General features: G+C 67.0%; 20 protein-coding genes and 1 pseudogene. 15 read left to right on the forward strand and 6 right to left on the reverse strand.

All coding sequences use genetic code 11. From position 1 onward, the window contains the following. Window positions 1–159 precede the first annotated feature (159 nt). From NM203_RS16490 to NM203_RS16500, 3 genes are read right to left on the reverse strand one after another with little or no spacing between them, the layout of a single operon-like run. Window positions 160–798 (reverse strand): Maf family protein, encoded by a 639-nt coding sequence (locus tag NM203_RS16490; protein ID WP_255061089.1) that lies wholly within the window; start codon window positions 796–798, stop codon window positions 160–162. Beyond that, a complete protein-coding gene (locus NM203_RS16495) occupies window positions 795–1,076 on the reverse strand; it encodes an acyl-CoA carboxylase subunit epsilon (protein ID WP_255061090.1) in 282 nt (93 codons plus the stop codon). The genes NM203_RS16490 and NM203_RS16495 overlap by 4 nt, the downstream gene beginning before the upstream one ends. Before the next feature lie 23 nt (window positions 1,077–1,099). Beyond that, on the reverse strand, window positions 1,100–2,737 hold the full coding sequence (locus tag NM203_RS16500) for an acyl-CoA carboxylase subunit beta (RefSeq protein ID WP_255061091.1): 1,638 nt from the start codon (window positions 2,735–2,737) through the stop codon (window positions 1,100–1,102). A 183-nt stretch (window positions 2,738–2,920) separates the two neighbouring features. Here NM203_RS16500 and NM203_RS16505 point away from each other — a divergent pair, with 183 nt between their 5' ends. The 6 genes from NM203_RS16505 to NM203_RS16530 all read left to right on the forward strand — a co-directional run bounded on the left by NM203_RS16505 (window position 2,921) and on the right by NM203_RS16530 (window position 9,250). Next, entirely contained in the window at window positions 2,921–3,607 is a 687-nt protein-coding gene (locus NM203_RS16505) for an acyltransferase (protein WP_255061092.1), read from the forward strand. A 179-nt stretch (window positions 3,608–3,786) separates the two neighbouring features. Then, entirely contained in the window at window positions 3,787–4,911 is a 1,125-nt protein-coding gene (locus tag NM203_RS16510) for a glycosyltransferase (RefSeq protein WP_308212835.1), read from the forward strand. 77 nt (window positions 4,912–4,988) lie between these two features. After that, window positions 4,989–5,666, forward strand: coding sequence for an acyltransferase (locus NM203_RS16515; protein ID WP_255061093.1), 678 nt, complete (start codon window positions 4,989–4,991; stop codon window positions 5,664–5,666). After that, a complete protein-coding gene (locus tag NM203_RS16520) occupies window positions 5,666–6,796 on the forward strand; it encodes a glycosyltransferase family protein (protein WP_255061094.1) in 1,131 nt (376 codons plus the stop codon). The genes NM203_RS16515 and NM203_RS16520 overlap by 1 nt, the downstream gene beginning before the upstream one ends. Further along, a complete protein-coding gene (locus tag NM203_RS16525; protein WP_255061095.1) occupies window positions 6,789–8,057 on the forward strand; it encodes a lipopolysaccharide biosynthesis protein in 1,269 nt (422 codons plus the stop codon). Before NM203_RS16520 ends, NM203_RS16525 begins: the two co-directional genes overlap by 8 nt. After that, on the forward strand, window positions 8,054–9,250 hold the full coding sequence (locus tag NM203_RS16530) for a glycosyltransferase (RefSeq protein WP_255061096.1): 1,197 nt from the start codon (window positions 8,054–8,056) through the stop codon (window positions 9,248–9,250). The genes NM203_RS16525 and NM203_RS16530 overlap by 4 nt, the downstream gene beginning before the upstream one ends. Before the next feature lie 664 nt (window positions 9,251–9,914). Here the strand turns inward: NM203_RS16530 and NM203_RS16535 are convergent. Then, a pseudogene (locus tag NM203_RS16535) lies at window positions 9,915–11,021 on the reverse strand (cellulase family glycosylhydrolase); the annotation flags it as partial. Window positions 11,022–11,427: 406 nt separating this feature from the next. Between NM203_RS16535 and NM203_RS16540 the strand changes: the two are divergent. The 8 genes from NM203_RS16540 (at window position 11,428) to NM203_RS16575 (ending at window position 20,964) form a co-directional block, all read left to right on the forward strand. Then, complete coding sequence (locus NM203_RS16540) at window positions 11,428–12,909, forward strand: tyrosine-protein kinase domain-containing protein (protein ID WP_255061246.1); 1,482 nt, start codon at window positions 11,428–11,430, stop codon at window positions 12,907–12,909. Further along, window positions 12,887–14,161, forward strand: coding sequence for a lipase family protein (locus NM203_RS16545; protein ID WP_255061097.1), 1,275 nt, complete (start codon window positions 12,887–12,889; stop codon window positions 14,159–14,161). Before NM203_RS16540 ends, NM203_RS16545 begins: the two co-directional genes overlap by 23 nt. After that, on the forward strand, window positions 14,158–15,426 hold the full coding sequence (locus NM203_RS16550; RefSeq protein WP_255061098.1) for a lipase family protein: 1,269 nt from the start codon (window positions 14,158–14,160) through the stop codon (window positions 15,424–15,426). The genes NM203_RS16545 and NM203_RS16550 overlap by 4 nt, the downstream gene beginning before the upstream one ends. Next, window positions 15,423–16,691: an acyltransferase family protein gene (locus NM203_RS16555; RefSeq protein ID WP_255061100.1), complete on the forward strand. Its 1,269-nt coding sequence runs from the start codon at window positions 15,423–15,425 to the stop codon at window positions 16,689–16,691. Before NM203_RS16550 ends, NM203_RS16555 begins: the two co-directional genes overlap by 4 nt. After that, entirely contained in the window at window positions 16,682–17,914 is a 1,233-nt protein-coding gene (locus tag NM203_RS16560) for an alpha/beta hydrolase (protein ID WP_255061101.1), read from the forward strand. The genes NM203_RS16555 and NM203_RS16560 overlap by 10 nt, the downstream gene beginning before the upstream one ends. Beyond that, the gene (locus tag NM203_RS16565; protein WP_255061102.1) at window positions 17,901–18,785 is read left to right on the forward strand and encodes a sialate O-acetylesterase; all 885 of its coding nucleotides are present in this window, start codon (window positions 17,901–17,903) and stop codon (window positions 18,783–18,785) included. Before NM203_RS16560 ends, NM203_RS16565 begins: the two co-directional genes overlap by 14 nt. Window positions 18,786–18,831: 46 nt before the next feature. Further along, window positions 18,832–19,359 (forward strand): YdcF family protein, encoded by a 528-nt coding sequence (locus tag NM203_RS16570; RefSeq protein WP_255061103.1) that lies wholly within the window; start codon window positions 18,832–18,834, stop codon window positions 19,357–19,359. 114 nt (window positions 19,360–19,473) lie between these two features. Beyond that, window positions 19,474–20,964 (forward strand): sugar transferase, encoded by a 1,491-nt coding sequence (locus NM203_RS16575; protein ID WP_255061104.1) that lies wholly within the window; start codon window positions 19,474–19,476, stop codon window positions 20,962–20,964. A gap of 9 nt (window positions 20,965–20,973) precedes the next feature. Here NM203_RS16575 and NM203_RS16580 read toward each other — a convergent pair whose 3' ends face one another. Beyond that, the gene (locus NM203_RS16580) at window positions 20,974–21,729 is read right to left on the reverse strand and encodes a class I SAM-dependent methyltransferase (RefSeq protein ID WP_255061105.1); all 756 of its coding nucleotides are present in this window, start codon (window positions 21,727–21,729) and stop codon (window positions 20,974–20,976) included. A 355-nt stretch (window positions 21,730–22,084) separates the two neighbouring features. Here NM203_RS16580 and NM203_RS16585 point away from each other — a divergent pair, with 355 nt between their 5' ends. Beyond that, a complete protein-coding gene (locus NM203_RS16585; RefSeq protein WP_255061106.1) occupies window positions 22,085–23,566 on the forward strand; it encodes a hypothetical protein in 1,482 nt (493 codons plus the stop codon). Here the strand turns inward: NM203_RS16585 and NM203_RS16590 are convergent. Continuing rightward, entirely contained in the window at window positions 23,527–24,993 is a 1,467-nt protein-coding gene (locus tag NM203_RS16590; RefSeq protein ID WP_255061107.1) for an O-antigen ligase family protein, read from the reverse strand. The genes NM203_RS16585 and NM203_RS16590 overlap by 40 nt on opposite strands. Between the last annotated feature and the right edge of the window lie 151 nt (window positions 24,994–25,144).

The raw sequence follows: 25,144 nt of genomic DNA on the forward strand, positions 1-25,144 counted from the left end.
CGTTCGTGAACCTAGACGGTGTTCCGGGGTTGTTTCACCAGTTGACAGAGCTTCATCGTGGCGGAGATCACTCGTTCGGGGGAGCCCGCGAACGGCCTGTCGGGCCCGTCAGAACATAACCGGGGAAGTCATCAAAATTTGCCCTCGCGAAGGTTCGGGTCAGCTGGGGTTGGCCACCCAGAGCTCGGCCAGCGACAGTCCCGCCCGCTCGAAGAGCGTCCTCATCAGCGGAAGACCGATGCCGATGACCGCCGACGGGTCGCCCGTCACACCGTCGACGAACCAGCCGCCCCGGCCGTCGATGGTGAAGCCGCCGGCCACGGCCTGCGGTTCACCGCTGCGGACGTAGGCGTCCAGATCGGCGGACGAGGGCGTGCCGAAGTGCACCGTCGTGCGGGAGTCGGCCGCGAACTCGCCGAGCACCGTGCCGTCCAGCACGCGGATGACGCAGTGCCCGGTGAACAGTTCGCCGGACGTGCCCGCCATCTGCGTCCAGCCGAGGCGGGCGTCCTCAGCGGTGACCGGTTTGCCCCGCAGCACGCCGTCGCGCCAGAGCATCGAATCGCACCCGATGACGACGCAGTCGGCGGCGACGTCGGCGGGCGCCCCCTCGACCACAGCACGTGCCTTCGCGACCGCCAGCGCCGTCGTGGTGGCAGCGGGACCCGCGTCCGGGGGCAGCGCCGCGACGACGGCGTCCTCGTCGACGCCGGAGACGACGACGAGCGGGTCGATGCCCGCCTTCCGCAGGACCGACAGCCGGCCCGCCGAGGCCGACCCCAGGACGACCCTGGTCACCTGCGCATGTGGGTCCGCTCGACCAGCGTGACCATCTGCCAGCTGAAGTGCGAGTAGCGCAGCTTGTCGACCGGATGGCCCCAGGGGTTGAGCTCCTGCGGTCCGGGCTCGGGATGGCCGCCGCTCGCGGCGCTGAGCACGGTGACCAGCGCTGCGAGTTCGTCGTCGGTGGGCTTTCCCTTGAGCACCCGGATCTCGGGTACCGACGTGTCCGGCGGTACGTCGATGGTCATGTCCCTGGGGTCGCTGACCTCGATGATGTCGGCGTTGTGATCCATCTGGAGTCTCCTTCGAGCGCCGGTCAGAGCGGGATGTTGCCGTGCTTCTTCGGCGGGACCTGGACGACCTTGCGCTCCAGCAACCGCAGCGCCGTCGCGACGTACCCGCGGGTGTGCGACGGCGGGATGACCGCGTCCACGTACCCGCGCTCGGCGGCGATGTACGGATTCACCAGCGTGTCCTCGTACTCCTGCTGCAACTCGAGGCGCAGCGCGTCGACATCCTGTCCCTCCTTGGCCGCGTCCTTGAGCTGCTGGCGGTAGACGAAGCCCACCGCGCCGGAGGCGCCCATGACGGCGATCTGGGCCGTCGGCCAGGCCACGACCACGTCGGCGCCCATGTCCTTGGACCCCATGACGCAGTACGCGCCGCCGTAGCTCTTGCGGGTGATGACGGTGACCTTGGCGACCGTGGCCTCGCCGTAGGCGTACAGCAGCTTCGCACCGCGCCGGATGATGCCGTTGTACTCCTGATCGGTGCCCGGCAGGAAGCCCGGCACGTCGACGAGCAGGACGATCGGGATGTTGAAGCAGTCGCAGGTGCGGATGAACCGCGCGGCCTTCTCCGAGGCGTTGATGTCGAGGCAGCCGGCGAACTGCGTCGGCTGGTTGGCGACGATGCCGACCGGGCGGCCGTCGACGCGGCCGAAGCCGACGACGATGTTGCCCGCGTAACCGGCCTGCACCTCCAGGAACTCGTCGTCGTCGAGGATCCGGGTGATGACCTCGTGCATGTCGTACGGCTGATTCGGCGAGTCCGGGATGAGCGTGTCCAGCTCGAGGTCCTCGTCGGTCAGGTTGTCCTCGATAGCGCCGGGATGCGGCGGGGCGGGGTAGCGCGGCGGCTCCGCGTAGTTGTTCGGCGGCAGATAGGCCAGCAGGTCGCGCACGTAGTCCAGGGCGTCCTGCTCGCCGGAGGCGACGTAGTGCACGGTGCCGGACTTGGCCATGTGGGTGTGGGCGCCGCCCAGTTCCTCCATGGTGACGTCCTCGCCGGTGACGGTCTTGATGACGTCGGGGCCGGTGATGAACATCTGGCTGGTCTGGTCGACCATGATGACGAAGTCGGTCAGCGCGGGGGAGTAGACGTGGCCACCGGCGGCGGCGCCCATGATGAGCGAGATCTGCGGGATGACGCCCGACGCCAGGATGTTGTTGCGGAAGATGCGGCTGTACAGACCGAGCGAGACGACGCCCTCCTGGATGCGCGCCCCGGCGCCGTCGTTGATGCCGATGAGCGGACGGCCGGTCTTGATGGCCAGCTCCTGGACCTTGACGATCTTCTCGCCGTAGACCTCGCCGAGGCTCCCGCCGAACACCGTGGCGTCCTGGCTGAACACACAGACGTCGCGGCCGTCGACCGTGCCGTAGCCGGTCACGACGCCGTCACCGACGGGGCGCTTCTCCCCGAGCCCGAAGTTGGTGCTGCGGTGCTTGGCGAGCGCATCGAGTTCGACGAAGGACCCCTCGTCGAGCAGTGCCAGAACGCGTTCGCGCGCAGTCAGTTTGCCCTTCGCATGGGTCTTCTCGACGGCATCCTCACCGACGGGGTGCAGCGTCTCCTCGGCGCGTTTGCGGAGGTCCGCCAGCTTGCCCGCGGTGGTGTGGATGTCGGTTTCGTGGGGAGCCGCGGGTGCTGAGGGATCCGTAACGCTCGTCATGGACGTTGATGTTAGCGTCGGCAGCGCCCACGCTCTTAAGCAGCCCTTAGATTGGGTGAACGCGTCGCCGCGGGGGAATGCCGGTGCGAGACGGGCCAGGCTGTGGGATTAGCCGGGTCGGACCGGGCCACAGCGGCGTCCTGACGTTATGGTGGGTCGCGAATTCGTGACAGGAGCAAACTCATGTTCGTCGAACCGCAGGCGTCGGATCCGGAAGTCATCGCTCGCAAGATCGCCGTCAACCCCAATGTGCGAATCCCCCCGCGCATGGAGTGGGTAACCGACGACGACGGCAACATTCTCGATTACAAACTCGCGGGTGAGTCGCTATTCCAACGCATCCTGCACGTGTACGCCGCGCTGTTCTACAACTCGATCGTGACCCACATACCCTTCCATTTCATCCGACTCGGCTACCTGAGAATGTTCGGTGCGACGATAGGCAAGGGGTCGGCGATCAATCGCGGAACCAGCGTCTGGTCGATTCCCTACATCGTCATCGGCGAACGCGTTGCGATCGGATTTCGGTGTTTGCTCGACGCCAGGGCGGGGATTGCGATCGGCGACGACACGGTGATCGCGAGCGACACCCACATCATCGCGGGCGGCCACGACTTCAACCATCCGAACTTCGTTCCGGCACCCAACCCGCCCGACCCCGTGGTCATCGACGACCACGTGTGGGTCGGTAGTCGTGTCACGATCCTCCCGTGCCTGATCGGACGCGGTGCCGTGGTGGCGGTGCACGCGGTCGTGAACAAGGAGGTGCCCCCGTTCGCCATCGTCGGTGGGGTACCCGCGAAGGTGGTTGGCCAGCGCAATCCCGACGCGCTCAAGTACAGCGGGAAGTACCGCGTCCCGTTCTTCTGACGCGAAATCGTTGCCGTTTTGTTTGCCACGCGGGGCGCAACCGGCGGGCGCGGCACTGTTTGCGCGTGTACAGTGTGCCGTGCGATGTGGTGTCGTCACGTCGCCGCATGCTCCCCCACATGTAGAGGACATTGACCGTGCAGCCTGCACAGCAAATCAGGGCCTCGGCAGCTCCGAGAGTGGCGATAGCGCACGATTACCTCACTCAACTCGGTGGCGCCGAGAAGACCGTGCTCAATATGAGCAGGGCTTTTCCTGACGCCCCGATTTACACAATGCTGTACGACCCGGACGCGACGTTTCCCGAATTCAGGGATCTCGATGTACGAGTCCCGTTGTTCAACAGAATCAAGCCCTTTCGGAAAAACCACCGGGCCGCGCTGCCCGTGCTTCCACTGGTCGCACAGTCGATTTTCATTGACGCGGACGTCGTTTTGAGCAGCAGCAGCGGATGGGCCCACGGCTTCCGAACGAATGGCCGCAAACTCGTCTACTGCCATTCCCCTGCGCGCTGGCTTTACCAACCCCGGACGTATCTCGGCGACGACGGCAACGCACTCGCGCGATTCGGTCTCCGCGCCGCGTCGTCGTATTTGAAAGCGTGGGACCGTAACGCGGCGCGGTCGAGCGACCGCTATCTGGCGAACTCGACGGAGATCAGGGGACGCATCGCCGACGCATACGGCATCGACGCCAGCATCGTCTTCCCACCGGTCTCCCGACCGCCCGCCGAGGACGTGGAGCCCATCGCCGAGGTGTCCGACTGGCTGCGCGGCGCCGGACCCGACGACGCGTTCTACCTCGTCGTCTCGAGGCTGCTGCCTTACAAGAACGTCGACGCCATCGTGCGGGCGTTCGCGGGCACCGACAGAAAGCTCGTGGTGGTCGGCCACGGCCCTCAGGCGGATCATCTCCGGCAGCTCAAGACCGACAACGTGGTGATGCTGTCGCATCTGTCCGACGGCGCCCTCGCGTGGCTGTATCGGAACTGCCGGGCGATCATCGCGGCCAGTTACGAGGACTACGGCCTCACGCCGCTGGAGGCGGGGGCCTGGGGCAAGCCCGCGATCGCCCTGCGCTTCGGCGGCTTCCTCGACACCATTCACGAGGACGTCAGCGGGCTGTACTTCGACGAGCCGACGCCGCGTTCTATCGCCGCCGCGCTGGACCGCTTCGAGTCGATGAAGTTCGACCGGGACAAAGTGCGCGGCCACGTCGAGCAGTTCAGCCAGCAGTCCTTCGCGGAGAAGCTCCACACCGCGGTCGACGAACTCGCGGCGCAGCCCATCGCCGCGAGACGGTGAGAGTACGCTCACCGAGCGATCGGGCCCTCATGAGCGCGACGAATTCCCCTGAATTGGATAGATGTAGGAGCGAGACGGTGAGCCTCGAACCCGCGAAAGCGGATCCAGTGAAAGTAGCCAAGAAGGTCGCCGCGGCGCCGGGGCTCAAGCTGCCGCCGGAACCGTCGTACGACCTGCTTCCGGACGGCAGGGTGGCCAACTACCGCATGCAGAGCATGGGCCTGAAGCGCAAGCTGCGCAACAGGATCGGGCAGGTCCTCTGGAACCTGGTCATCACCCACATCCCGTTCCACTTCATCCGGCAGGGCTACCTGAAGCTCTTCGGTGTCACGATCGGCAAGAACTCCTGCATCATGCTGGGCACGTCCATCCTCGACATCGAGTTCCTCACCGTCGGGGACAACACGTCGATCGGCTCGCGGTGCCTGCTCGATGCGCGCGCCGGTCTCTACATCGGCAACGACGTGACCATCGCCAGCGACGTCCAGATCATCGGCGGCGGACACGACGTCAACCATCCCGACTTCCTTCCGGTGCCCGATCCGACGGTCATCGAGGACTACGTCTGGATCGCCAGCCGCGCCATGGTGTTGCCGTCCCACATCCAGCGCGGCGCGGTGGTCGCCGCGCAGGCGGTGGTGAACAAGGACATCGACGAGTGCACCATCGTCGGCGGGGTGCCTGCCAAGGTGATCGGCAAGCGCAATCCGGACGCACTCAAGTACAGGGGCGGCTACCGCCCGCTGTTCTGCTGATGGGTGCGACTCTCCAGGACTACCGATTGGTGTTCGTGGGTCCGATGCTCGGGCACTCCGCGGTGGGCGACTACGCCGAGGACATCGTCACCGCGGTGCGCCCCTACTTCGGCGACGTCGCTCAGGTGCGGACGGGCGGACCGGGGGAGGACACCCTCGCCGACGCGCGCAGACACCGCCGCGCCGTCGCGCAGCTGATCGCCGATGCGCCCGCCGGCCGGGTGCTCGTCCACGCCGAACTGTCGACCGCCGCCATCTCGCCGTTCTGGGCCACCGCAGGCCTGCGCGGCGTACCGGTGACCGGCACCGTGCACGACCCGCCGCAGGGCGTCTGGATGCCCGCGCGGACGCGGTTCGTCGCGAAGTCGCGCCTGCTCAACCACGGCATCCACTACCCGGCCCGGCCGCTGAGCCGCAAGCTCGAGGGCGCGGTGTACCGGGACCGCACGCTGTTCGCCCTGACCGAGACGGGCAGGCAGTCGATTGCGCGGGTGTACCCGTCGACCCACACCCGCTACATCCCGCACGTCGTGCGCGACCGACCCGACATCACGCCCGCCCACGAACGACCCAGGGCCGTCGGATTCTTCGGGCACGTCTACCGCGGCAAGGGTTTCGAGCAGATCGAGAGGCTGCGCGCGCTGCTTCCCGCCGACATCGGCATCCGAGTCGCGGGCCGTGGTACCGAGGACCTCCCCGCGATCGCGGGTGTCGAGATCCTCGGTCCCGTCGACGGCGCCGCCGAGGACGCCTTCTTCGCGTCGGTGCGCGCCATCGTCGTCCCCTACGGCAAGCGCCACTTCTACGCCGACAGCTTCGCGGCGTCGGGTGTCGTGGCGCACGCGACCGCGTACTGCACGCCGCAGATCTGCACGGACTACGCGGCGCTCGTCGAACTCGACGAGGCGGCAGGCGCTGTGGTGGCCCGCGTGAATCAGGCTGGCGCCCCGGCCGATTCGGACACCGTGACGAACGCCCTCGCGTCGGCGATCACGGGGTTGCTCGACGACGACGCGCGGATGGCCGAACTGAGCGCCAACTCCGCTCGCACGCGGCAGCAGCGATCGGCGGCGCGCACCGGGGAGGCGTTCGCGGCGGCGTGGACGGAGACGCTGGGCCTCGATGGCTGAGCCCCGCGACCCCGTCCAGGCGAGCGAAGCGACGGGGAGGAGTGTCGACCCGCTGGGTGCCGCCGCTCCCGAGCAGGAGATCCTGCCGGACGCGGAGAAGACCGACGACCAGAAGCGGAACCTGTTCAAGACCCTGATCGGGATCGCCTGGATGTACGGCGGTCGCGGCGTCGGCCTGCTGTGGACGTTCGCGCTCATCGGCAAGCTGGGCATCTCCGACTACGGGCTCTACGCGATGGCGTTCGCGTTCGCGACCATCCTCGGGCCGACACTCGACAACCCGTGGAGCGTTCGGGCGATGCGGGAGTCCGAGGAGCGGTTCAATCGCGAGCGCGCCAGCCGCTACCTCGTCGGCATCACGCTGATGGCCGCGGGCATCGCGCTCATCCCGTTCACGTTCATCGGCTTCCTGGGACTCGTCGTCGCCGGCGGTGAGATGACGTTCAACAGCTACATCAGCCGCTACGGCCGCGACGGACATCCCGACCTCGTCTACAAGTGGGGCGCCGGGCGCCAGTTCGTCGGCGTGGGCATGGCGTGCGTCTACCTCTTCGCCGTACCGAATCCCACCCTGCTCGGAGCGTGCCTGCTGTACTGCGCGCCGTACCTGGTGATGGTGGTCCTCGCGGGCCTGGTGGTGCGCGGGCACCGGCCCGGACTGCCGGGACCGCTGCGCCTCATGCTGATCCTGCAGGGGGAGATGCTCTTCGGCACGACGCTGTACCTGCAGGGCGACGTGCTGCTGCTCGGCTGGCTGACGAGCACCGAGACCGTCGGCTACTACAACATCGCGCTGATGCTGACGAGCGCACTGGCCGCGGTCGGCCAGTCGTTCGTGATGACCTACCACGAACCGCTCCGGCAGAGCGGCGGCGACCTCGCCGCGGGGCCGAAGATACGCACCGTCGTGCTCCTCGGCCTCATCGTCGGCGTCGTCGTCGTGCTCGTCGCCTTCGGAATCCTGCTGTCACCCGCCCCGCCCGTCGTCGGGTGGGTCATGCTGATCATGGCCGGCTTCGGTGCCATCCGCACCGTCATCTCCGTGTTCCAGGTGATCCTGTACGCGCAGCACCGCGACCGCTTGCGGTTCGTCGCCGCGCTCGGGCTGATCCCGTTCAAGTTCATGTTCCTCGCAGTGCTGGTGTGGCTCGGCTGGGGCGCGATCGGCGCCGCCGTCGCGACCACGGTCGCCGACGCCGCACTGTTGGCGGTCTTCACGTACGCGATCTTCTTCTTCAAGCGGAAGGCGCCCACGGAGTGACCCGGCCGACGGTGTGCTTTCTGCTGTCGAAGGATCCCGTCCTCGAACACGGTGGAGACGTCGCGATGTTCCGGCTCATCGTCGGCCTCGCCGCGCACGACTTCGACGTGTCGGCAGTGTGCCTGTCACGCGAATCCGGCACTGCCGCATTCGAACTCGATGACGCGACCATCCCGCTGATCAGGGTGCGCAAGCCGGAGATCAACCCCGCGAAGCTGCTGTTCGGCGCAGTTCGCGCGCGCCGCAGCCTGGTGCACGTCAGGTTCGACTGTCCGGAACTCGTCTCGGCGATCGACGCGACCGACGCGCAGACCTACGTCGCCGAGCACAGCTACATGGCCGAGTCGTTCCTGCGCAGTACGCGTTTCGGTCACCGACGGCTGGTGGTCAACACGCACGTGCCCGAGGCGCTGGTGTGGCGGGCGACCCGAGGTGCGCTGGGTCGGCTCGAGGTGCCACGGCTCAAGCGCGACGAGTTACGGGTGGCGCGCAGCGCCGACGCCGTCGCGACCTTCGACGCCGACGAAGCGGCCGAGCTGCGGGCGCAGGGCGTTGCCGACGCCCGGTGGCTGGACCTTCGGCTACCGCCGGTTCCGCAGGTCGACATCGCGGCGACGCCGCGCAGGCTGGTGCTGATGGGAACGCGCGACTGGCCACCGAATCAGGAGGCGTTCCTGCACGCGATTCGGCTGTGGCCGGCGATCGCCGACGGGATCGACGGCGCGGAGCTGTGCATCATCGGCGCCAAGAAGCCCGGCGCCGCGGAGGTGGCACTGCCCGACGGGGTGCGCGACCTCGGATTCGTCGACGACCTGGAGGCCTTCCTGACGACGTGCCGCGCGATGATCGCGCCGATCCGCACGGGCGGCGGGGTGCGGGTGAAACTGCTCGACGCCATCCGGATGGGGCTTCCCGTCGTGGGCACCGCCGCCGCGGTCGGCTCGCTGAACCGCGTCTTCGACCTCGGGGTCTTCGACGACGACGACGCCTTCGTCGCGCAGTGCCGACGGATGCTTCTGGACGTCGACGCCGCGGTCACTGCGGGGCGAGCAACCTACCGGGCAAACTCAGAATATTGGCGAGAAGCTCGAGGACGGCGAGAAGTGGCGACGCTAATCCTGGGTCGGGACCCGGATAGCCCCCACCGGGGTTCCCACCTCCCGGTGTCCCACCCCCCGTGTTCTGACAGTTAGCCGGCACTGGATTCTCGACACGCGTGACGCGCGCGCCGGCTACGGCCGACCAGTCGATGGTGCCGTGCTCGAAGTTCATCCGCGACCCGCCGGGGCCCGATACCTCGTCGGACACCGCGAGGCCGAGGTCCGGCGTCCACGCGTTGGCGATGCCGCCGCCCGCCGCGCGTGCGCAGGTCTGCGGCGAGTACCAGATGCGCAGCCCGTACTGGTGGTCGAACTCCTGTGAGCCGTCGACGAACTCGCCTTTCGGAACGGCCCCGTACGCCCTGGCCTTGTCCGCGACCGGGTTCGGCGACGTGATGAATCCCGTCGGGGTCTCGTAGATCGTCCGGACGGTGCGGATCTGCGCCCACACCTTCGGGGTGGCCCGGTAGACCGGGCTCAGCACGGTACCCAGAGCCGGATCGCTCACCGCGGAGAACCGTTCGTACTCGGGCGCTTTCGCCAGTCCTCCCGCCGCCGCGCTGGCGACCACCTGCTGGACCGGTTTGGGTGTCCAATTGGTGCGGTAGATGCCGAGCGTGTCCTCGGCTCCCACGCCACCGGTGTTCCGGTCGCGCGTCGTGTACACGAACATCGGACCGACGTAGGGGAGTTCCTGCCACTTGGTGAGCATGTCGGTGAGGTACGCGTTCTGCTGCGCCTCGCCCCCGGCCGACGCGGGCTGGCCGTACTCGGTCGACCAGATCCGCTTGGCGCCGTCACCGTTGGCCACCATGATCAGGTGTATCTGAATGAGTTGCTGAACCGGCGAGTTGGCAACCGTCACGCCGTCGGAGAACTTCAACGAGTAGTGGTAGGGATGGAAGCTGAACGCGTCGAAGTACCCCTTCGCGCCCGCGGCGTACATCTGCTGGGTGTAGGTGACCGGATTGATCGCGAGATCGCCGAAATCGACGATCGACCCGAGGACGCCGCCGATCACCGTGATCGACGGATCGATGGACTTGATCTTCGGATAGGCCGCGCGCAACAGGTCGACGTATCCCGCGGCGTCGGGCTTGGGCGAGTAGAAGGTGACGGCGTTGGGCTCGTTCCAGATCTCGAGCGCCGAGATCTTGCCTGCGTAGCGCGTTGCGACGGCACCGACGAAGTCGGCGTAGACGGCAGCCGAGGCGGGGCGGCCGCTGAGCGGTTGTCCGCCCGGCGCCACCGCCCAACTCGGGGTCGAGTTCACGATGCCGACGACCGCCAGGCCACGCGCGGCGGCGGAATCGACCGTCTTGTCGATCGCGGTCCAGTCGTATCGGCCCTGCTGGGCTTCCACTCCGGCCCAGGGAATGAACAGCCGAACGGCCCGGACGTTCGAGTTCCGTATCGCGTTCATGGTCGTGTCGACGTCGGCCTGCGACATGCCGAACGTGTCGGAGTCCGCGATCGCGACGGTTGTCGGCGAGGTGTCGATGGCGGCGGCGGAGATCGCGATGACCTCGCGCGGGCTCCGCGACGCGGAGTCCGAACTGATCGCGACCGCGCAGATCAGCGCGGTCGCGGCGCTCAGCGTCGCCACCCGCCCAAGCCATCGAAAACGGTGACGTCGCATGGGGTGTGATGGTCCAATCGATCGGGCGGGCAGTTCGGTCACCCGGGCGCGGTACGACCGACAGACAGTCTGAACCGAAGTTTGCTGAAGCCCTAACATCTCGACGGCGTGTCGTAACGGTGAGGTGGTCGTCGACATACCGCGCACTGGGTGCGGGCGTAGGGAATTCATCGTCACCGTGACGATTTCGCATTCCGCGCGGTGAACGCCGCAGCCTGTGCCCATTGAGTGCGGGTTGCCGGTGAGCCGATGTCGTCGCGGTCACATTTCGGATCTGCAAACTCTCCGCGTCGCATGAATGGTTTGCCTGGGTTCCACGGGTACACTCGAGCGGTCTTAGCTGCAGCGTGTCGAACATCGGTCGATCCGGCTCGCGGATGTGGTGATGGGCAATCTTTATCAGCACCACTGAACGAACGTCAGGAATTGGTCAGCACGTGCGATTGATCAAGCGGCACGCAGCGCATACCGTGTCGGATGCCTTTGTGTCGGTGACCATGCACCACGGCGCTGCACGTTGCTCCTGGCAAACCCCGCAACCCGAACCCCGCACTATCGGCGACGTCCGTTGGGAGCTACCCTACGAACAGTTCGCGATGTCGCTATCGAGGAGGACCGAGCATTGTCTGTAGTGGAATATCTGCGCATTCTGCGTAGATACTGGCCGATCATCGTCGTTGCAACGTTGATCGGTGCAGCCGCAGGCTACGGGGCCAGTTACTACTCGACTCCGCAATATCAGTCGACGGCCACGTTGTTCGTCGCTACCCAAAACGGGACATCGGTTGCTGAGGCGTATCAGAACAATCTTTTCTCGCAGGAGCGGGTCATTTCCTACGCCTCACTGGCTACCAGTGAGCAGGTCGCCGCGCGGGCGGTCGATCAGCTCAAGGCGCCCATCTCGCCCGACGACCTGCGCGCCAAGATCACCGCGGTGCCGCAGGAGAAGACCGTGATGCTGCGCGTCGCGGTCGAGGACACCGACCCGGCGCAGGCGCAGGCGTACGCCGGCGCGGTGTCCGATCAGCTGGTGAACCTCATCGCGGAGCTCGAGACGTCGCGGCGCGGTGGGTCACCCGCCGCTGGAGCGGTCGTCGTCGACGACGCCGACTACCCCACCACTCCGGTTGGCCTGAGTTGGGTGATGAAGACCACCATCGGTGCCGTTGCCGGCCTGGTCGTCGGATTCCTGCTCGCGATTCTGGCCGGGGTGCTCGACAAGCGACTGCGGGGCCGCGACTCGATCGAGGAGGCGTCCGACTCGCTGCTGCTCGGCTCCCTGCCGATCGATTCCGTCCGCCGGTCCGCCGGTTACGTCGATCTCGAGGGCGGTGGCATCTACGCCGAGTGGTTGCGCGAGTTGAGGAACAACGTGCGATTCGCGACCTCCGCCGACGGCAACCCGCCGAAGGTCATCGCGATCACGAGCCCGTCGAAGGAGGAGGGGCGGACCAGCGTCGCCGTGGACCTGGCTCTGGCGCTAGCCGAAGCCGGGCGGTCGGTCATCGTCGTCGACGGTGACCTCTACGCTCCCAACGTCGCCTCGGTGCTGCCCCTCGACTCCGCGCAGCAGTCGCGTGCCCAGCGCAGCGGCCTGAGCACGGTGCTGTCCGGCGAGCACAGGCTGGCCGAGGGCGTGATCGGCGATGTGACGGTCGACGGGAACGCCGTGTCCGTGCTGCCCGCCGGCCCGGTGCCGCCGCGTCCGGGGCAGCTGTGGGCGCAGGATCGAGCGGCCGCGGTGTTCGCCGAGCTGTCGCGCAACTTCGACTACGTCATCGTCGACACCCCGCCGCTCGGCGAATACAGCGACGGTGCCAACATCGCCGTGCTCAGCGACGGCGCGATCCTGCTGGCCCGGATCCGAACGACGAAGGCCTCGGCGCTGCGTCGGGCACTGCGCACGTTCAAGGCCTCCAACGTGCACGTGATCGGCACGGTGGCGACATTCGACCCGGTCAGCTCGGCGGCGCGCCGCAGGCACGGCAAGGACCGCGGTACCGAGTCCACGCCGCCGGCCCGCACGCCGGATGCGCCGACCGCCGAGGTCGAGAATCCCCAGCTGGTCATGCCGAAGGTGAAATCGAGTCATGGCAACGGCGAAAACCGCTGATGCGGGACTGCGCGGTGCGCTGGCTCTTGCATTAGCGGGCTTGCTGCTGCTGCTCTCCGGGTGCGCCGGCGATCAGGTCACCGAAGCGCAGCAGGATCGGCCACCGCGCACCCTGGAACCGGTGTTCGACGGGGTGCCCGCGCTTCCGCCCGCCGATATGTCGGGGGACGGCCCCGGCACCCTGGTCGACGCCCAGCCGCTGCAGTTCATGGAGTCCTTCGACCAGATCAGCGCGGCGGCGGTGAAGATGACCTACCGTTCGACGTCGGGTCTGGACGGCCGGCCGACCGAGGTGTCCGGTGTCGTCGTGGTGCCAGCGGGCCCACCTCCGCGTGGCGGGTGGCCCGTGCTCGCGGTCGGGCACATCCTCACCGGCATCATCCCGCAGTGCGCACCATCGCTGGCGGCGGAGCTGGGCGGCTACGCCTCGATCCTGTCGGTGTTCGCCTCCAAGGGTTACGTCGTCGCGATGTCGGACTACGAGGGACTGGGAGTCGACGGGCTTCAGCATCTGCCGCTGCAGGCCGCGACGCTGGGCAACAACCTCATCGACTCGGTGCGCGCGGCCCGGCGCATCGTGCCCACCGCGAGCGATCGCTGGGCGGCGTACGGCATCGGTGAGGGCGGACTGGCGGCATGGGCCGCCGCCGACCTCGCGTCGACGTACGGCGAGGGTACGCAGATGGTCGGGGCGGTGGCGCTGTCGCCGTACGCGAACATGTCCGGCATGGCCGAAGCCGCGGCCGCCGAGACGCTGCCGCGTGAGCAGTACTACCTGTATCTGTCGGTGCTGCAGAGCCTTTCGAATGCGCCGCCGCAGTTCGACATCAGCGAGTACACCACCCCGTTCGCCCGCGAGTCGGTCGACGTGACGGGTAAGTGCGCACCGCTGGACGTGAAGTCGCTCGCCGACGCCGCGGCCGCGCTGAGTCCGGCCGACATCCGGCCTCGCAGCGACGCGGCAGTCGCTCAGTTCCGCGACCAGATCGGCTCATCCGCAGTGCCGTTGGCCACATCCGGTCCTGCGGCACCGGTCCTCGTCGTCTACGCCACCGAAGATCCGTCGGTATCGGCGCAGTCCATCGCGGACGCCGCGCGCACCGCGTGCCAGCGGGGCAACCCGGTGGAGGTGAACCGCCGAGTCGGCGACGCGAACACGAGCAACGACCTGGTCACCCAACTGTCGCTCGGGTGGCTGGAACAGCGCTTCGACGGCCAGGCGCTCGCCGACCCCTGCGTGGGTGTCACTTGAGGCGCGTAGCCGCGGCGAGTGCGCTGGTGGCGGTGGTCGTGCTGCTGCTGGCCGGCTGCGGCGACCGTGCGGCCCCGAACGCCACGCCGTCGCCGGACGCCGGCGTCGCGCTGCCGGGTGATTTCGGCGGCGCGGGTCCCGGCACGCTCATCGACGCCACGTCGCTGCCGCTGGTCGATCGGCGGCTCAAGGCCGTTACGTCGCAACTGGCCCGCATCACGTACGCCTCCACGTCCGGCGTCACCAACGAGCCGACAGAGGTGACCGGCACCGTATTCGCCCCGACCGGTAAAGCTCCGGAGGGCGGCTGGCCGATCATCGCGTTCGGTCATCCGACCACGGGGATTCGTCCGGAGTGTGGTCCGTCGCTCTCGCCGACGCTGATGAACCTCTCGTCGACGATCCTCTACTTCGTCAAAGCCGGCTACGTCGTCACGATGTCCGACTTCCAGGGCCTCGGCAGGGACGGCTACTACCATCCGTACCTCGACGCCACCACCGCCGCCTACAACCTGATCGACTCGGTGCGGGCGGTGCGCAAGATCGTGCCGGAGACCTCCGACCGGTGGCTCGCGTTCGGCATGTCGCAGGGCGCGCAGGCGTCCTGGGCTGCCAACGAACTCGCCGGGCAGTACGGATCGGGTCTGAATCTGGTCGGCTCCGTGAGCCTCTCGCCGCCGCTCGACGTGAGCCCGCTGGCCGATCTGGCCGCCGAGGGCACGCTGAGCCCCGAGCAGCGGCCCGCCTACATCGCGCTGCTCGCGACGTGGGCGGAGGAGGACCCGACCGTCGACCTCGACCGGTTCCGCCGGGGCGTCGTCACGCAGGACTGGGACCTGATGCTGCAGTGCGAGTACGCGACCTCGCAGGAGAGGTCGGACGCACTGGATGAGGTGGGCCCCGACGACCTCAGGCCCGCGGATGTCGAGAGCACGAACGCCATCCGCGACCAGCTCCTGGCGTCCACTTTGCCACGAACGCAGACGACTGCACCGGCGTTGGTAATCTATGGTGGTCAGGACACGCTCATAGCTCCCGTGTGGACTGATGCAGCGTTGCAGAGGGCCTGTGACATGGGCGACGTCGTGGACATCAACCTGCAGGCCGACAAGGGTCACGCCGACATCGACGTCAGCAGCACCCTGCCCTGGGTGGCGGACCGCTTTGCCGGCGTGCCCGCCCCCGACAGTTGTCCGTCGTTCGTGTCTCCTGCGGAGGTCACGGCGCCGGTCACCGGCGAGGTAACAGAAGACGAGGGCGAATGACGAGCGACCCCCGGCAGGCGCGCACCGCAGTGGCGCCTGCACCGCCCACCACCGGTGTTCGAGCCCGCATCATCGGGCTCGACGGCGCCCGTGGCCTGTCGTGCCTCGGGGTCGCGGTCATGCACGTCACGGCGCACTACTCGCCGGACACCGCGGCAACGTACAAGACGAACATCGTCGGGATGTCGCTGATCTTCTTCTACGTGCTCAGCGGCTTCCTGCTGTTCCTGCCGTACATCCGCAATCTGACTGCCCCGCGCACCGACGCCGCGTTGCCCAGCACCAAGAACTTCGCGCTGCACCGGATCGCCCGCATCCTGCCCGGCTACATCGTCATCTTCCTGCTGGTGAACTTCGTCCTGCAGACCGCGTTCGTCGAGAACCCCGCGCTACAGACTCCCGGCACGGACGAGGGCGTCGGGATGATCACCGACCCCGGACAGTTGATCGCCAACCTGACGCTGACCCAGTCCTACATCCCGGCCTACTTCCAGACCGGCATCAACACCTCCTGGTCGCTGACGCTCGAGTACGCCTTCTACGCGGTGCTGCCGATCCTGTGCGTGGGCCTATTCGCGCTGCGCAAGCGCACGGCGATGCAGCCGCTGACGATCGCGATCGTCGGGTCGCTTGCTCTCGTCGCGCTCGGCTTCATCGGCAGGCTCTTCATCCCGGTCGTCAACGCCAAGATGGGCATCACCGATCCCGGACTGCTCGACTGGGGACCGAACTGGGGTGCCGTCTACTCGCGGACGCTGCTCACCAACGCCGACAACTTCGCGGTGGGCATGCTCGCGGCCGTCGCCTTCGTGGCGATGGAACAGCGCACGATGAGCGAGGCCTGGAGCCGTCGCATCCGGATGATCAGCGCCCTGTCGGTGCTGCCCGTGCTGGCGCTCACCGCGCTGCTGATCGCACTGAGGAGCCCGTACGGCACCAGCGCGCTCGGCGCCGCCTGTGCGCTGGGCATCATGGTGATCGTCGCCCCGCTGGCGCGCGGTGAGGACTCCCCGCTGGCGCGCCTGCTGGACATCCGGCCCATTCGCTTCGTCGGCAAGGTGTCGCTGTCCGCGTACCTCTGGCACTACCCGCTGATGTTGTTCCTGGGGCGGTTCGGCCTGATGGCGGGCGACACGCTCGTCGGCATGCTGCAGAACACCGTCGTCGTGCTCGCGGTCACGCTCGTGGTGTCCGCCGTGACGTACCGCCTGGTCGAGGAACCGATCATGGAAGCGGCGAAGCGGTACCGACACCGGTGGACCTGACACGCCGGCGCCTGAAGTGGATCGCGATCGGGCTGGCGGGGGTGCTCGTCGCCGTCGCCGTCATCGCGGCGTTCCCCGCGGGCCGGAGTCTGCTGGGTGGTGAGCAGGCGTCCGACGGGACCCGGCCGCAACCCATCGCGACCGCCGACCTGAGCGGCGACGGCCCCGGCACGTTGGTGACCGCTTCGACGATGCCGAACTTCTCCCGGACCGGCTACGGCAGATACATGCAGGCCGCCCGCGTCGAGTACCGGTCCACCAACGGCGACACCGGCGCCGAGACGGTGGTGTCGGGCGCGGTGTTCGCACCCGAGGGCACCCCGCCCGACGGCGGTTGGCCGGTGATCGCGCTCGGCCACGGAACCAGCGGCATCGACCAGGCCTGCGCTCCGTCGCTGTCGGCGTCGCTGCTCACGTTGGCCGAGCCCGTCTCGGCATTCGTCAAGCAGGGCTATGCGGTGGCAGTCGCCGACTACGAGGGCCTCGGCGCGCCGGGTGTGCACCCGTACATGGACGCCAGAACGGCGGGCCTCAACATGATCGACGCGGTGCGAGCGCTGCGCCACACGTTCACGGGAGTGTCCAACCGGTGGCTGGCGTTCGGCGGCTCGCAGGGCGGCGGAGCCGCGTGGGCGGCGGACGAGGAGGCGAGCGGCTACGCACCCGAGTTGACGTTGGTCGGGGCCGTCGCCAACTCGCCTGCGGCCGACGTCTCCGGGCTGATCGACAAGGCGCGTGCCGGCACTCTCACCGAGGATCAGATCCCCGGTTTCCAGGCGCTCATCGAATCGCTGGCCCGGCTGCACCCCGGCATCGATCGGGACGACTACCGCAGGGGCGCCGCCGCGCAGTACTGGGACATCCTGTCCTCCTGTTCGGGTATGGACGTCCACGACCGCGCCTCGGCGGTCAAGCTGTTGACGAAGGGCGATCTGGCCCCCGCCACCCCCGCCGCAGCCGACCGGGTGCGGGACGTTCTGCAGCGGTGGGCGCTTCCGCACCGCAAGCTGTCCGCGCCGCTCTCGGTGATCTACGGGGCTGATGACACGTACATCGACTCGCAGTGGACGACCGACGCGATTGCGCGGGCGTGCAGGCTGGGTGGCACCATCGACTACGAGATGCAACCCGCGAAGGGCCATGGCGATATCGATATCGAACGTCAATTCACTTGGCTGGCAGACAGATTCGCGGGCAAGGAGGCGACGAATGCGTGCCCGTAGGGACCCCGATGGCGATGTCGCGCTGTGGCGACTGCTGGCGTTCGAGGCCAAATCCGCGGTCAAGCGCCGCCTGGTCAAGCGCGGGACTCCGGTCGAGTCGCCGGCCGAGGGCTACCTCATCGTGCCCGTGCTCGGTCAGTCGAACGCGTACGGCATGGGCTTCGGACTCGACGCCGAGGGTCTGGACCGCCCGCATCCGAGGGTGCATCAGTACGGCATGAGCGGGCCCGATCGGCGCCGCGTGGTGCTCGCCACCGAACCGCTCCTGCACGAGATCCCCCTCGGGCGCGTCGGGTTCGGGTTGACCTTCGCGAAGCGACTCGCCGACGCGACGAACCGGCACGTCCTGCTGGTGCCCGGCGCGCGCGGCGACACGTCGTTCACGCCGAAGAACGGGTACACCTGGAATCCGGCCGACACGCGGACCAGGGTCAACCTGTACCGGAACGCCGTCCGCGCCATCGACGACGCGCTGGCACAGCATCCGCGCAGCAAAGTCACGGCAGTACTCTGGCACCAGGGCGAATCCGATGTGCCGCTGACGTCGGGATCCGATTACCGCGGCTATCTCGATTCGGTGATCGACGATCTCCGGAACCGGTACGGAAGCGAATTCCCCTTCATTATCGGTCAAATGGTGCCCGAGGAAATGGAACTCAGTCACAAGGACTATTCGGTCATCAACGCGATTCACATTGACACCCCGAATCGCAAACCCCGAACCGCCTTCGTCGCTGGCGAACGGGGATGTACGAACAGCGAACAGGACCGGCACTACAACGCCGCGGGACTGCGCGCGATGGGTCACGCGATGTGGACGAGCTACTGCGAACTGAACGGCGACGCTCCGGTGGGGCATGTCGACGGGTAGGCGCATCGCCACGGCGCTGCAGGCCGTCACCCTCGTTGTCGTCATCGTGCTCGTCGACATGTGGATCAGCGGATACTTCCTGTTCCAGCGCGTGAACGATGATCCGTTACAGCAAGCGGACGCGATCATCGTGCTGGGCGGGGAACACGATGGTCGGGAGGAATACGGGATCGCGCTCGCCGAACAGGGGTGGGCGAACACCGTCGTGCTGTCGAATCCGTACGGCGAATACGACGACGTCATGGAGCGCGCCTGTCACGACACCGAGGGCGCGCGCGGTCGGATCGACGTGCTCTGCCCCGTACCCGATCCGCTGACGACGCGCGGCGAGGCGCTGATGACGAGGGAACTCGCCGCGGAACGCTCGTGGGACCGGGTAATCGTCGTCAGCTGGCGATATCACCTGCCGCGCGCCCGCTTCATTTTCAAGCAGTGTTTCTCCGACGCGCCGGGGGCCGTGATCATGCACGCGATGCCCAAGCGCTACCAATTCTCGCCTTTGACGTGGGAGTTCCTCTACGCCTATCAATGGGGCGGGCTCGCGAAAGCCTTCATGCAGGGCGAATGCGCTTGATCTGCGTATTCACTGTTCTAGTAGCGCATGCTGGCAAACAGTGTCATAGTGTTACGGAGCTTGAGCGCCGGGGGGTTGCTCGTTAGCTGGCAGCAAACGAGAGGATCGTCGTCAATGTCGTTGGTTGAAGGCGCAGCGGTCGGTACCGACTCCCCCCTGCGGGCGGTGCGCGCTGGGGAAGGGCCGCGCTGGCAGCGGCGGTACATCAGGGCGTTAGTGGTTACCGACGTGCTCGTCGTGACCGCCGCAATGGCCTGCGCGCAGATGATCAAGCTGGGTACGCCGATCACCGCGCTCGACCCCCTGCAAATCTACTTCTCGTTCCTCTCGCTTTTCGTGGGCGGTATCTGGGTCGCGCTCCTGGCCGCCTACCGCACGCGCTCGCCGCGCATCGTCGGGGCGGGAGTGGAGGAGTACCGGCGGGTGATGTCGGCGTCTCTCGCGACGATCGGCGTCGTCGCCGTGCTTTTGATGATCTTCCGCCCGGAGTACGCGCGCGGATATCTCGCCGTGGCATTCCCCCTGGGGCTGGCCCTGCTGCTGCTCAGCCGTCAACTGTCGCGACAGCTTCTGGTGCGCGCTCGCAGGCGCGGGCGCTGCGTCGTGTCGGTGCTCGCGGTCGGCGATGTGCGAGCGGTCCGCAGCCTGGTGCAGTCACTCACCCGCGGGTGGCCCTACGGGTACGCCGTCGTCGGCGTCTGCCTGACGGGTCGCAGTTCCGGCGGGACTCTCGACATCCCCGGCGTCGGCACGGTTCCGGTGCTCGGCGACGAGGGCAAGGTGCACGACGCGATCCTCAAGACGAACGCCGACACCGTAGCTCTGACGACCACCGACCACCTCGGTCCCGAAGGTGTTCGGGAACTGTCCTGGGATCTCCACAAGCTGGGTGTCGACCTGGTGGTCACCCCCGGCGTCGTCGACGTCGCGGGTCCCCGCCTGACCATCCGGCCGGTGGCGGGTCTTCCGCTGATCCACGTGGAGAAGCCGCAGTACAGCGGTACCAAGAAGGTGCAGAAGCGCGCGTTCGACTACTTCGTGTCGATATCGGCGCTGCTGGCCGCCGGGCCGGTGATGATCGCCGCCGCGATCGCGATCAAGCTGACGAGTAAGGGGCCGGTGTTCTACCGGTCGGAGCGCATCGGCCTGGAGGGCCAGCCGTTCCAGATGATCAAGTTCCGGACGATGGTGGACGGCGCGGACAAGCAGGTCGCCGGCCTCGCGCAATTGAACGAGAGCGAGGGCGGGATCCTGTTCAAGATCAAACAGGATCCGCGGATCACGCCGGTCGGAAAGCTGTTGCGCAAGTACAGCATCGACGAGCTTCCGCAGTTCTTCAACGTGCTGCGTCGCGACATGAGCGTGGTCGGACCGCGGCCGCCGCTGCGCCGTGAGGTGGACACCTACAACGATCAGGTACGCCGCCGACTGCTGGTGCTACCGGGCATCACGGGCCTCTGGCAGGTGAGCGGCCGCTCCGACCTGTCGTGGGAGGACTCGGTGCGCCTCGATCTGTCCTACGTGGAGAACTGGTCGATCACCAACGACGTGCTGATCGCGGTGAAGACGATCCGCACGATCGCCACCGGCGCAGGCGCCTACTGAGCCGATCGCTCAGGGCTTGCGCAGGATGACCACGCCGAAGCTCGTCAGCGCGGGAACCGGGTGCTTCAGCAGGTAGTTGGACTTGGCGAGCTCGAGTTTGTGCAGCGGCGGGATCACCTCGTAGTAGCGGTGGCCGAAGCACGCCTGCCAGCCGCTGATCTCGAAACCGATGCTTTCGAACTTCTTCCGGGACTTCGGCGTGGGCCCGGTCGTCCACCGGTAGAACGCCGGGAACTTCTCCCGCTTGGGGTCGTCGAGCCGGCCCGGCTGGGCCCTGCGCAGGATCGACCGGGCGGTCTCCTCCGGAATGATCTTGTTGATCACGTACGGCAGCGTGTAGAGGGTCGGAAAGAAGTGCACGGCCAGGCCGCCGGGGCGCAGCAGGTTGAAGCAGTTGCGGTGGAACGCCTCGGGATTGGGCAGGTGTTCGCACAGCATCTGTGAGAACACGAAGTCGTAGGCTTCCAGGTTGTCGGTGATGGGCTGGCATAGGTCGGCAACCCTGGTCTCGACGGTCGTCTCGGCCTTCTCCAGCTCGGACGCCGAGATGTCGATGACCGTGCGGTGATTCGCGAAGCCCCAACGCTCCGAATTGCCGACGATCGGGTTTGCTCCGCCGCCGAGTTCGGCGATGTCCTTCGCATTGATGTCGGTTGCGAGCCGGATTAGGAGATCCTCGTAGTTCTCCCAAAGGTCCTCGATAGTCGTGTAAACGACTTGGCCACTACCGTTTTTGACGGTCTGTACGAGGTCCTCGATTGCCATGTGCTCGCTTTCGCGTCGAAATCAAAATGGTGTTGCTGGGATACGAGCATACCCGTTGTGCCCCGCAGTGGCGGTACAGCCGATTATGCGGGACGCGAGATCACGCCCCGCAGACGTGCGGCCGGGTTTTCCCGGCGGGCATTTCAACTACGAGTAGAGGCAACGTTTTTCGTTGCGTTCGACTGTTCGAGAACATCGCCCCGTCGTCTCGATCAAGATCGACTGGTAGCGTCCGGTTTGCGGTGCGCATCGGTTATCGGGGGATAACGATTAGCGCGCCATGTCGGGGGACATGGTGGGGTTGGTTTCGGGGGATGTAAAAAGTCGTCGATCGGTAACGACACTGCGCGTTGTCGTGCCGGTCGTACTGGCGGGTGTGTACATCTGGCGAGCACATGGCGCGGTACCGCCGGAGATCCGATTCAGCGACGACTTCTTCTACTATGTCGTGCCGTCGACGAACTGGGTGGACGGCAACGGATCGTCGTTCTTTCCCGGCGAGGCCACCAATGGTTACCACCCGCTGTGGTTCCTCTGGCTGGCGCTCCTCGCCCTTCTGACCGGGCGTGGATCCGTGTACTTCGCGGCGGTGGATCTATCGATACTCGCTCTGCTCATCGGGTTCTTCTTCTGCTTCGAGCGGTTCCTGCACGCTGTGACGCGCGACCGTGTCGCGGCGGTCGTCGGGGCATCGATCTCGGCTGTCGGGCTGTCCTCGCTCGCCACGGCGGGAGTCGAGACTGCCCTGGCGGTGTTCTCCGCCGCGCTCCTGCTCGCGTTTATTGCCCGCAAGCCGGTGTCCGCGATGACGGATCGCGACGCGCTGATAGCCGGCCTGCTCGGCGCCTTCATGGTGCTGTCCCGTCTCGATTCGCTGGTTCTGTTCGCGTTGATCGCGATCGTGGTCATGCCGTCGCTGGACTGGCGCAGGCGCGGCGCGCTCGGCGTGGGCGCGCTACCGGTCGGCGTCTACATGGTGTTCAACGTCGTCACGTACGGTCACGTCGCGACGTCGTCGATGGCGGCGAAGACGCTCACCCTGTACTGGCCGCCGAACATCTGGTTCCTCTCGCATCCCTCACCGTTACTGGGGCTGGTCATCGTGACCGCGGTCGTCCTGGTGGCGGCCGCGATCGTGGTGCTCGTGCGCGGTGACGACCGGACGTGCCTGCGACGAGTCTGCGCGGCTCTTGCCGTCGCACCGCTACTGCAACTCGGGGCGCAGGCGGTGGGAAGCGGGTGGGCGCTGTTCCCGTGGTACTTCTACCTCTTCGGCATGGGGTGCGGGCTGGCCACGGCGCTGGTGGTCGCACGGTTGCGCGCCGGTGACCGCCGTCGGAAGGTCGCGCTGCCGCTGGCACTGGCGGCGCTCCTGCTGATGGGCGTGCGACTGGTCCTCGGCAGCGTCACTCCGGACCAGTGGCAGGTCGATATCGCCGCCATAGCTGAGAGGCTCAAGGCGTTCGCCGCGGATCATCCGGGCGTGTACGCGATGGGTGACGCGGCAGGTACGCCGGCCTGGCAGATGCGACAACCGGTGGTCCATCTCGAGGGGCTGATGATGTCCGCGGAGTTCCTCGACCGGATCCGCGACCGAGACCCGCTCGGCTCGGTCTTCCGGGCCTACGACGTCGACTACTACGTCACCGTCCGCTTCGAGGGGGCGGGCGGTTCGTGCGTCTTCGTCACCGAGCCGAACTTCGAACAGTCGTCACCGAGGGCGCCCCGGATGGCTAAGACGATCTGCGCGAAGCCCGTGTTGGCGGCCGCTCAGGGAGAGAACTATGAGCTACGGGTTTACCGAGTCGATCCCGCCACCGGCGACATCGTCGGCTGACGCGGTGGCGGAACATCGTGCACGACAAGCGAATCGGGATCCTCGGTCGATGCGGTGCCCAGCAGTTGCTGCGCGGCGCGGGCACGGTCGGCGTGGACCAGGAAGGCGAGGAACATCGAGAAGCAGAGTGCTCCGTTCGGAGTGTCGGACAGCGGGTGGTCCAACTGCATCTGGACGACGCACAGGCCGATGAAGATGCCGCCGTAGAGCGCCCGCGGGAGGGAGTCCGATCGGACGCTGCGATAGGCGTACACGCAGGCGATGACGGTCAGGGCGATCCACGCGATGAAGGCGATGAAGCCGCTGCGGTAGAGCACCATCAGCGTCGCGTTCGAGGGCAGGTTCAGCACGTAGGCGTATGCGGAGTCGTAGAATTCGCGGCCGCCCCAGCCGTGCCCGAAACCCCAGTATCCCGACATCTGGCCGGGAAAGACCCTGAGAGCGTCCGCGCGCGCGGCGGACCCCGCGTCCCCAGCACCGAACGACGAGAAGATCCGGCGTCGCACGGGTTCGGCCGACAGCGCGGCCACCGCGCCTATCGCCATGACGGCGAGCACGGAACCGCGCGTGCGTCCGCGCATGTGGGTGAACGCCAGCACGATGAGCACGCCCGCGACCACCGTGAAGGTGGCGGCACGGCTCAACGTCAGCACCATCGCGACCGACAGGATGATCACCAGGGTCCAGCGTTTCCACCCGGCCCACACCAGGAAGGTGATTCCCAGCGCGAGGGCCGTGAAGAGGCCGAATCCGTTGGGTTCGAGCCAGGTGCCGCCGAGACGGATGGTCGTCGCAACGTTCTCGCCGGCGTACGCCACTCGAGCCACCAGGGCCTCCGGCGCGTAGCCGAACGTCCGCAGATAGGCGAGCGTCGAATAGCCGGGGTCGAACGCGATGACGAACATGCCGTAAAGGCCGTTGACCGCCATTCCCACCGAGAAGATCCGACCGAATCTGACCGCGTGTTCCGGTGCCAACCGGGCGAGCGCGAAGAGGAACAGGGCGCCGAGGCTCCACCGTACGAAGAGCGACGCGTCCCTGATCGATTCGAACGTCACGACGAGCGAAAGGGCGCAGGTGAGGTACATGACCCAACCCGCAAATTCAATTGGGTGCGTTGATCGCGCGAAACGCGGATGAACGAATGCCGCCACGATGGCGCCGAAAGCGAATCCGTACCAGAGCGGCAAACCGATTCCGGGCACACGTCCGAATGGCAATATGGACATCGTCAGCGCGAGGCCCCAGAAGTACCACAGCGGATGCCGAAAGCCGACGTATACCGCGACGATGACCGCGGCGACGCCGATGACGCCGAATAATGCGAGTTTGCCGAAGGACGTTCCCAACCACACCGAGGGCAGTACGACGACCAGAACCGCGACGGTCACCAGGATATTGCGGGTGAGGTCGCGACGGGTATCCACGACAGCATGGTGTCAGCTTTGTCAGCTAAGCTCAACTGACCTCAAAGGCCGTGTCCCGCCGCCGTCACAATCGGGTTCGGACAGTAAACTCTCCGCACAGCGGAATTTCTCGAGGGGACGACTTGTGACGATGCGATTCAGGCGGCTCGAG

Source organism: Mycolicibacterium arenosum (genome assembly GCF_024320865.1).
Classification (GTDB): domain Bacteria; phylum Actinomycetota; class Actinomycetes; order Mycobacteriales; family Mycobacteriaceae; genus Mycobacterium; species Mycobacterium arenosum.

Excerpts from the sequence above, each read along its gene's own strand:
- NM203_RS16520 (WP_255061094.1), top strand. The coding sequence starts at position 5,666 with ATGGGTGCGACTCTCCAGGACTACCGATTGGTGTTCGTGGGTCCGATG.
- NM203_RS16495 (WP_255061090.1), bottom strand. The coding sequence starts at position 1,076 with ATGGATCACAACGCCGACATCATCGAGGTCAGCGACCCCAGGGACATG.
- NM203_RS16500 (WP_255061091.1), bottom strand. The coding sequence starts at position 2,737 with ATGACGAGCGTTACGGATCCCTCAGCACCCGCGGCTCCCCACGAAACC.
- NM203_RS16545 (WP_255061097.1), top strand. The coding sequence starts at position 12,887 with ATGGCAACGGCGAAAACCGCTGATGCGGGACTGCGCGGTGCGCTGGCT.
- NM203_RS16525 (WP_255061095.1), top strand. The coding sequence starts at position 6,789 with ATGGCTGAGCCCCGCGACCCCGTCCAGGCGAGCGAAGCGACGGGGAGG.
- NM203_RS16575 (WP_255061104.1), top strand. The coding sequence starts at position 19,474 with ATGTCGTTGGTTGAAGGCGCAGCGGTCGGTACCGACTCCCCCCTGCGG.
- NM203_RS16505 (WP_255061092.1), top strand. The coding sequence starts at position 2,921 with ATGTTCGTCGAACCGCAGGCGTCGGATCCGGAAGTCATCGCTCGCAAG.
- NM203_RS16555 (WP_255061100.1), top strand. The coding sequence starts at position 15,423 with ATGACGAGCGACCCCCGGCAGGCGCGCACCGCAGTGGCGCCTGCACCG.
- NM203_RS16565 (WP_255061102.1), top strand. The coding sequence starts at position 17,901 with ATGCGTGCCCGTAGGGACCCCGATGGCGATGTCGCGCTGTGGCGACTG.
- NM203_RS16580 (WP_255061105.1), bottom strand. The coding sequence starts at position 21,729 with ATGGCAATCGAGGACCTCGTACAGACCGTCAAAAACGGTAGTGGCCAA.